The organism is Streptomyces sp. NPDC006610 (genome assembly GCF_040611575.1).
GTDB lineage: Bacteria > Actinomycetota > Actinomycetes > Streptomycetales > Streptomycetaceae > Streptomyces.
The window spans coordinates 161,486-170,045 of record NZ_JBEXOP010000014.1; the positions used below are offsets into that span (position 1 = coordinate 161,486).

The 8,560-nt window shown below is 73.6% G+C and carries 6 protein-coding genes and 1 pseudogene; 4 read left to right on the forward strand and 3 right to left on the reverse strand.

The genetic code is table 11. The features are described from left to right. Nucleotides 1-5: 5 nt before the first annotated feature. Entirely contained in the window at nucleotides 6-917 is a 912-nt protein-coding gene (locus tag ABZY13_RS14505) for an oxygenase MpaB family protein (protein ID WP_356630403.1), read from the reverse strand. A gap of 244 nt (nucleotides 918-1,161) precedes the next feature. Here ABZY13_RS14505 and ABZY13_RS14510 point away from each other — a divergent pair, with 244 nt between their 5' ends. Continuing rightward, on the forward strand, nucleotides 1,162-2,061 hold the full coding sequence (locus tag ABZY13_RS14510; RefSeq protein ID WP_356630405.1) for a hypothetical protein: 900 nt from the start codon (nucleotides 1,162-1,164) through the stop codon (nucleotides 2,059-2,061). Between the two features lie 170 nt (nucleotides 2,062-2,231). Continuing rightward, on the forward strand, nucleotides 2,232-3,623 hold the full coding sequence (locus ABZY13_RS14515) for a tannase/feruloyl esterase family alpha/beta hydrolase (protein WP_356630407.1): 1,392 nt from the start codon (nucleotides 2,232-2,234) through the stop codon (nucleotides 3,621-3,623). A gap of 3 nt (nucleotides 3,624-3,626) precedes the next feature. On the opposite strand, the gene ABZY13_RS14520 is transcribed toward ABZY13_RS14515, so the two are convergent. Continuing rightward, a complete protein-coding gene (locus ABZY13_RS14520; protein ID WP_356630409.1) occupies nucleotides 3,627-3,809 on the reverse strand; it encodes a hypothetical protein in 183 nt (60 codons plus the stop codon). Nucleotides 3,810-3,938: 129 nt separating this feature from the next. Between ABZY13_RS14520 and ABZY13_RS14525 the strand changes: the two genes are divergently transcribed. Both ABZY13_RS14525 and ABZY13_RS14530 read left to right on the forward strand, forming a co-directional pair. Beyond that, the gene (locus tag ABZY13_RS14525) at nucleotides 3,939-6,923 is read left to right on the forward strand and encodes a DEAD/DEAH box helicase (protein WP_356630411.1); all 2,985 of its coding nucleotides are present in this window, start codon (nucleotides 3,939-3,941) and stop codon (nucleotides 6,921-6,923) included. Next, complete coding sequence (locus tag ABZY13_RS14530; protein WP_356630413.1) at nucleotides 6,920-8,218, forward strand: SWF or SNF family helicase; 1,299 nt, start codon at nucleotides 6,920-6,922, stop codon at nucleotides 8,216-8,218. The genes ABZY13_RS14525 and ABZY13_RS14530 overlap by 4 nt, the downstream gene beginning before the upstream one ends. A gap of 93 nt (nucleotides 8,219-8,311) precedes the next feature. Here the strand turns inward: ABZY13_RS14530 and ABZY13_RS14535 are convergent. Next, nucleotides 8,312-8,560 (reverse strand): annotated as a pseudogene (locus tag ABZY13_RS14535) (xylose isomerase); the annotation flags it as partial.

Consider the following 8,560-nt stretch of genomic DNA (forward strand, 5'->3'; position numbering starts at 1 on the left):
TGGGCTCACTCCGCGGCCGAGCCGTCCCTGGCCGGTCCCTCCGCGTGCCGCACAGGGCACCCGCCGAAGCCGGGAACCGGCCAGGTGCCCAAGTCGTTCACCCGGTAGCCGTTGGGGTAGCCCTTGATCTCGCGGTTCTGCCGGGCGTAGTGGGGTGCGCGGCGTGGCGGCAGGAGCCGTACGGCGCGCCCCCTCAGTCGTACGGCGCGACGGACGAGGGCGCGGGTGGCCGGGCCGGGCGGCGGGTAGCGGAAGGCGCGCAGCAGGGGGTCGTCGAGGAGAGCGAGGGTGGCCGTGCGCAGGAGGGGGGCGAGCGGGCGGGGATACCAGGAGGCCATCAGGTCGAGCGTGGCGTCGGAGACGCGGCGTGCGCCCTCGTCCCACGCGAAGTGCGTCTCCTCGTAGGCGTCGAGGTAGGACTCGAACTCCTCGTAGGAGCCCGGGATGCCCTTGATGCCCATGTACCGGCCGAGGGTGGTGTAGTGGACGGTGGAGGCGATCACCTCGTGCCGCGACAGGCGCCGCCAGCCATAGGCGTCAATCCACCGTTTGGGCATCACGACGAACGTGCAGAGTACATAGCGCATGTCGTCGTCACTGATGTCGTAGGAGCGGTGCATCCCGTTGATGCGGCGGATCGCCGTGCGGCCGAGACCGCTGTCGAAGCCGTGCTCGACGACCGTGTCGAGGAGCAGCGAGGTGTCGTCGTAGCGCTTCTGCGACCGGTCGGTCAGCTCCGCCGTCTCGGCGAGCAGCCCGCCGATGGAGGGCACCGCGTAGGTGCGGTAGAGGGCCAGCTCGAGCGCGCGGGTGTGGTCCCAGGGGAACTCGTACGCCGCGCTGAGCCGGTAGATCTCCGACGCGTCCTTGTGCGGGTCCATCCGCCGGATCTGCTCGAGCCTCTCGAAGCGCCTCACCCTGCCGTCCCCCTTCTGCCGCCGACTCCCTTCAACTCTACGGTGCGTAGCGGTAGATCGACGCTCAGCGAGAGAAGAACTTTCCCGCGACGGCCGAGGGCGCGCCCCAACCGGGGTGCAGGCCGGAGCGTTTCCCCTCCTCCCGCTGGATCACCGCAGCTCCGGCTGGTCCGGGAGGTCGTGACAAGGGGCTCCCGGGCGCATTAGGGTGCGCGCCGTTGGACGAACTCCTGGGGAGGCTGGGATGGCCGGGACGGACGAGGGCGCCGTCGCCGCCGCGGACGATGCGCTCTATGTGCTCACGGCGGTGCTGCTGACGCCGGCGCAGTTCCCAAGCGTGCTGGGCGACGACTACCCGGAGGCTTGCGCGGCGCTCGGTCTCGCGCCGCTCGCCGACGGCTACGGCCTGGTGCTGGGGCAGGACGGGGACGGCGCGCGGTGGACCGTCGTCACGGACGACGTGTCGCTCGTCGCGGTCGCCATCGCCTCCTGGGACTGCGGCATGGAGTACGACCTGTCCCCCGACGAGCGGTCCGTGGTGGCGGCCCTGCCCGGCTGGCCGCTCGCCGTCGCCGTCGCCGCTCCCCACGTGCCCCCGCCGCACGACCCGGGCCCCGAGGTCGTGGACGGTCCCGTGCTGTGTCCGCCGGACACCGCGGGCTGGGGACCCGCCCAGCGGCGCCTGGGCGCGGACGAGATCGCGCTGCAGTGGGCGGCGTGGCGAGGGCAGATCGACGACTCGCAGTTCGTGCCGTCCGGCGGCGGCTCACAGGGCGGCCCGGGCACATCGGACGGCGCCGAGGCTCCCGACGGGTCCCCCGCCGCCTCCGACGCCTCCTCGGACGAGGACGCCGCGCAGCCGACCGGGGGCGAGAGCCGGACCCGGATACGGCGGGTCCTCGCGGAGGCCCGGGGTTATGTGGACTCGCCGCCGCCGCTGGGTCGGGTGCGGTCGTCCTTCGCGCCCGGGGACGCGCGGACGCTGCGCGCCGACGGTCCGGGCTGGTCACTGGTGGCCAGGACCGACGACATCGCGTTCGTGCTGCTCGACGAGGCTCCCGGGGAAGTCCTCCCGGTGGGACGGGGACCCGAGCTGCCGGGGCTGCTGGAGGCACTGGACAGGATGGCCGTCCGGCCCAGTTGATCACCCCGGTCGGACGCCCCGACCGATGAATGTCTTGGGCCACCACGCGCGCACCGTGCGGCATGTGGTGCCACTCCATGGATGACGTGAGCGGAGCACCGCACGATGGGGCAGCCCTCGGCCGTGCGGCCGACGGCTCCCGCCCGCTCCGTCCCGTGTGGAGGCCCCCGATGCGTCCGTCCCGTGGTGTTCCCCTGCTCAGCGCCGCTCTCGTGGCGGCGGCCCTGGCCGGGCCGGCTCCGGCCGCCGCCTCGGACCCCGGTGACGGCCACTGCGCACGGCAGGACCGGGTGCGGGTGCCGGGCGCGGCCTTCCAGCGGACGGCCTGTCTGCCCGATCTGACCACCACCGGTCTGGCCGGTACGCCGTACACCGATCCGGCCGACCAGACGGGGCTCACCGCCCGTGCCACGCACACGCCGTCCGGAGTGCCCGGGGTGCAGATCGACGGCTACTTCCCGGATTCCTCGCGGTTCAACGCCACGCACGGCTGGCGGCACGACGCGCAGTTCGTGATCCGGTTGCCGGATCGCTGGAACGGTGGTCTCGTCGTCACGGGCGCGCCGGGAACCCGGCGTCAGTACGCGACGGACAAGGCCATCTCCGATCAGGTGCTGGCGCGGGGGTTCGCGTACGCCGCGACCGACAAGGGCAACAACGGCACCGACTTCTACCGGGACGGCGCCAGGCCCGGGGACGCGGTCGCCGAGTGGAACATGCGGACGACCCAGCTCACCCGCGCGGCCCGCAGGGCAGTCGCCCAGCGCTACGGGCAGGCGCCGCACCGCACCTATATGACCGGCATCTCCAACGGCGGCTATCTCACCCGGTGGCAGCTGGAGAACCATCCGGAGCTGTACGACGGCGGAGTGGACTGGGAGGGCGCGCTGTGGACGGCGCACGGGCCCAACCTGCTCACCTCCCTGCCCGCCGCGGTGGCCCGGAGCGTGGGCTCGGCCTCGGACGAGGACCTTTACCGGGTCGGCTTCGCGCGCGGTTCGGAGTTCCTCTGGCCGTACCACGAGAAGGCCTACTGGGGCGTCACGCAGAAGACGTACCGCGCCGAGTTCGACCCCGCCTACGACCCGGACTGTCCGGGAGCGTCGGCCGGAAGCACCCTGGACGAGATCCTGGCGCCGTGCGCGTCCGACGCCGCCTACGACTACGCCTCGCGGCCCGCGTCCGTCCGTCGCGCGGTGGCCGAAGTGGCCCTGACCGGCCGCGTCGGCAAGCCGCTGATCACGGTGCACGGCGATCTGGACACCCTGCTGCCGAAGGCCGCCGACTCCGACGTGTACGCGCGCATGGTCGACCGGAGCGGGCGGGGTGCCCTGCACCGCTATTACACGATCGAGGGCGGAACCCATGTCGACGGGCTGTACGACACCCACCCCGACCGGCTCCGGCCGATCCTCCCCTGCTACCTGACGGCCTTCGAGGCGCTGGTGACCTGGGCGGAGCGGGGCGTCCGCCCGCCCGCGGACCGGACCGTCGGCCGGCCCTCGGGCGGTGACGTGGTCAATGCCTGTGCGCTGGACGGCAGCGCCGCCGGGAGCCGGTGACCTTCAGCGGCCGAGTTCCTTGCGGGAGACACGGCGCAGCCGACGCCGCTGCGAGGGGTCGAGCGTGAGGTAGGCGGCGGCCGGGACGCCCAGCACGATCAGCAGCGCTGCCCACAAGGGGAGCCAGATCGTCAGGATGAGCCCGACCGCCACACCCCCTGCGGCGATCTTCGCCTTCTTCGACATGTGTGTCGCCTCCTTCGCGGCCGGTGCCGCTCTCTGTCCGGAAGAACGCGCCCGCGCCTCGGCCGGTTCCGCGTCCGACCCCGAGAGGCACCCTGAGAGATCCCTGACGTCCTCCCCTAGCCCTCCTGCATGTGTCGGACACCACACTCTCAGATCGTCAGCCGACCAGTGAAGCGCTGTATCCTCAGCGACTCCAAGCCGGTAGTCAAATTTGAGGAATCAGTCATCGCTGCGCAGACATTCCCCGCGCCATCCCCCTTTGACATCTCCGAACCGGACCGGTGCCGTGCCGTGTTCCTGCCCGGCGACCCGCCTCGCGCCGGCCGAGTCGCGTTCTGGCACGGCGACGGCACTGCCCCACGGACTCAGGAGACGGGCAGCGCAGAAGAGTTGACCGTCGTCGTGCCGGACGGCGAGACCGTCGAGCCCGTGACCGTGCCGTCCGTCGTGCTGCCGGTACGCGCGGCACTGCCCGTCCTCACGCGCGCGCGTGTGTCCGCGGACGGGCACCGGTCGGCCGTCTTCTGGGGCGCGGCCACCCTGCTCGGCCTGCAGTTCGCCGCGCGCGGCCTGCTGTTGCCCGGCCTTTCGGCGGGCGGCCATGACGCCTGGCGCACGGGTCCCTTGGGCTCGGAGGACGTCGAGGCCGTCCGGCGGCTCGCCGCCGCCATGCCACCGGAGGCGCATGCCACGCCCCTCGGCGGGACCGGCGACACCCAGGCAGCCGGAGCGGACGGCCCCCTCCGGCTGCCCGACCCGGAACTGCTGCTGCGCGCCTTCCTGGACGCGATCGCCGACACGCTGCCCCGCTCCCCGGCGGCCACACTGGTGACCGGCGGTCCCGCCTACGCGGCGACCGAGCCGCAGCACCTGCCCGAACTGCGGGAATGGGCTGCCGACGTCGCGGCGGGCCACGATGCGGGCGTGCGCATCTCGCTGCGCGTCGAGGCGCCCGGCCTGACGGACACCACTCCGCAGGAGTCGGCGCCCGCCTTCCGCGCCGTGCTCCAAGTGCACAGCCTGAGCGATCCCGCTCTGGTCACGGACGCCGCCGAGGTGTGGACCGGGACCAGTGCCGCCGCCCGCGCGTTCGGCGCCCGTGCGCGGATGGACGCCCTGCTGGCGCTGCGGCGCGCCGCACGGGCGTGGCCGCCGCTCACTCCCCTGCTGTCGGCCGCGGTGCCGGACACCGTGGACCTGGCCGACGAGGAGGTCGTCGAACTCCTGGGCGAGGGCGCCGCGGCGCTCGCGGGCGCCGGCGTCGAGGTGCACTGGCCCCGGGAGGCGGCCCGCGGGCTGACCGCGCGGGCAGTCGTCGGTCCCCCGCAGGGGCGAACGCGTCTGCTCTCGGACGGACCGTCGTTCCTTTCCGCCGACGCGCTGTTCGCCTTCGACTGGCGGTTCGCCCTGGGCGACCGGCAACTGACGCGCGAGGAACTGGACCGCCTCGCGGAGGCGAGCCGTCCCCTCGTCCGGCTGCGCGACCAGTGGGTACTGATCGACCCTCGGCAGGTACGCAGTGCCCGCGCCCGGCAGAACCGCAGGATCGCACCCGTGGACGCGCTCGGCGCCGCTCTGACGGGCTCCGCGGAGGTCGACGGCCACCGCGTCGAGGTGGAGCCGACGGGCCGGCTGGCGGAGCTGCGGGAACGGCTCGCGGACCCCGAGGCGCACGAGCCCGTCGAGCAGCCTGCCGCACTCGCCGCCGACCTGCGTGACTATCAGCGGCGTGGACTGAACTGGCTGGCCCGGATGACGTCCCTCGGGCTGGGCTGCTGCCTCGCCGACGACATGGGCCTGGGAAAGACGATCACGCTGATCGCGCTGCACCTGCACCGACAGTGCGACCCGGACTCCGCCGGACCCACCCTGGTGGTGTGTCCGACATCCCTCATGGGCAACTGGCAGCGGGAGATCGAGCGGTTCGCCCCGGGCACGCCGGTGCGCCGTTTCCACGGGGCGGGGCGTGACCTTGAAGGTCTGGCCGACGGGGAGTTCGTGCTCACGACGTACGGCACGATGCGGCTGGACCGGGCCCGGCTGTCCGAGGTGACGTGGGGGCTGGTCGTGGCGGACGAGGCGCAGCACGTCAAGAACCCCTACTCCTCGACCGCGCGGGAGCTGCGTGCCATCGGCGCACGCGCGCGCGTGGCGCTCACGGGCACGCCGGTGGAGAACAACCTGTCGGAACTCTGGGCGATCCTCGACTGGACCACGCCGGGGCTGCTCGGCCGCCTCGGCGCCTTCCGCGCGCGGTACGCGCGGGCGATCGAGGACGACCGCGACCCCGCCGCCGCGGAACGGCTGGCCCGGCTCGTCCGCCCGTTCCTGCTGCGGCGCCGCAAGTCGGACCCCGGGATCGCGCCCGAGCTGCCGCCGAAGACGGAGACCGACCGTGCCGTGTCCCTCACCGACGAGCAGGCGGGGCTGTACGAGGCGGTGGTGCGGGAGACCCTCGCGGCAATCGCCGGTGCCGACGGCATGGAGCGGCGGGGGATGATCATGAAGCTCCTGACCGGGCTGAAGCAGATCTGCAACCATCCGGCGCAGTACCTCAAGGAGGAGCGTCCCAGGATCGCCGGTCGCTCAGGGAAGCTGGAGCTGCTGGACGAGCTGCTCGGCACGATCCTCTCCGAGGACGCGAGCCTACTCGTCTTCACGCAGTACGTGAGCATGGGACGGCTCCTCGAACGGCACCTTGCACAGCTCGGCGTGTCCGCGCAGTTCCTGCACGGCGGGACGTCCGTGGCCGAGCGGGAAGCGATGGTCCGGCGGTTCCAGGACGGTGACGTGCCCGTCTTCCTCCTCTCGCTCAAGGCGGCGGGCACGGGGCTGAACCTCACCCGGGCCGAGCACGTCGTGCACTACGACCGCTGGTGGAACCCGGCCGTCGAGGCACAGGCCACGGACCGCGCGTACCGCATCGGCCAGGACCGGCCCGTGCAGGTGCACCGGCTGATCGCCGAGGGCACCATCGAGGACCGCATCGCCGACATGCTGAGCCGCAAACGGCAGCTTGCCGACGCGGTGCTCGGTTCGGGCGAGGCCGCGCTGACCGAGTTGACGGACGCCGAGCTGGCCGAACTGGTCGAGCTGCGAGGAGGCACGCGATGAACGGGTACCGCGACTGCGGCGGGCGCACCACCGGCCGGCCCGGCGAAGTGGAGCGCACCTTCGCCGCGCTGCCGCCCGCGCGGGGGCGTGGTTTCGCGCTGACCTGGTGGGGCCGGGCGTGGCTGAAGGCGCTGGAGGAGGCGGCGCTGGACGGGGAGCAGGTGAGGACCGGTCGTCGGCTCGCGCGCGCGGGGGCCGTGGGAGCGGTGTCGGTGCGGCCGGGGCGCATCAGCGCCGTCGTGCAGGACCGGGACGGCACGGGGCACCGGGCCGATGTCCTCCTCGCCGAGCTGCCGGCCGAGCAGTGGGACCGTTTCCTGGAGATGACCGCGGAGCGTGCGGGGCATGTCGCCGCGCTGCTCGACGGGGAGATGCCACCGCACCTCGTGGAGGACGCGGCGGCGGCCGGGGTGGACCTGCTGCCGGGGACGGGTGATCTGGAGCCCGAGTGCGACTGCGGCGCCTGGGACCACTGCGGGCACACCGCGGCGCTCTGTTACCAGGTGGCGCGGTTGCTCGACGAGGACCCCCTCGTGCTGCTGCTGATGCGGGGGCGCGGCGGGCGTGCCCTGCTGGCGAACCTCCAGTCACGCGGCGCCGAACCCCGCGAGGAGACCGCGGCACCGCCCGGTGTGGACGCCGGCGAGGCGTACGCGGCCGGTGACATCCTCCCGCCGCTTCCCGCCCTGCCCGAGCTGCCGTCCGAGCCGGGACTCCCGCCGTCGCTCGACACCGGGACGCGGCCCGCACGACCGGTGGATCCGGCGGCGCTGGAGTTCCTGGCGGCCCGGACCGCCGTGGCGGCATACCGGCTGCTGGCCGAGTCCCTGCACGCCGGACCCGGACTGCTGCCCGAGGGCGCGGAACCGACGGTCGGCCAGGATGCCGTGCGGCTGGCCGCCGGTACTCCCGAGCGGGCCGTCGTGGACCGGCTCGCCGAAGGGTCGGGGCGCAGCAGGAAAGAGCTGGCGTCGGCCGTCCGGGCGTGGCGGTACGGAGGCGTCACCGCGCTCCGTGTGCTGGAGGAGGAGTGGGACGTGCGGGGCGAAGCGTGGGCACGCGCGTGTGCGGCCCTGGACGCGGCCTGGGACGAGGGCGAACGGCCCGCGCTGTGTGTGCACGGCAACCGGTGGACGGTCGCCGACGGGTCGGCCCAGCTGCGTCTGGGCCGTGACGGCCGCTGGTGGCCCTACCGCGCGGAGGACGGCCACTGGGTGCCGGCCGGGGGCGGGGCCCACGACCCGGCCACCGCGCTGGCCTCGCTAGGGCGCGACCCCGGGGAGGAAGTGCTCTGAGCCACCGCGGGCCCCCGCGCGGAGGGCGTCGCGGACCTGTTGAGTCCGTGGCGTTCCGCGCGGGGGCGCCGAAGGGTCGGCCGGGCCGACTGCTCAGCCGCGGGCGGCGAGGAGGTGGTCCATCGCGAGCTGGTCCAGACGCTCGAAGGCCATGCCGCGCGCGGCGGCGGCGTCGACGTCGAACTCCTCGAACGAGGCGCGGTCATCGAGCAGCGCCTGCAGACCGTCGTCGGCGGTGGGCCGGGCGAGTTCGTCCAGACGCGCGGCGCGCAGGGCCTCCTGGACCTCCGGGTCCGCGCGGAACGCGGCGGCGCGCTCCTTGAGGATGAGGTAGTTGCGCAT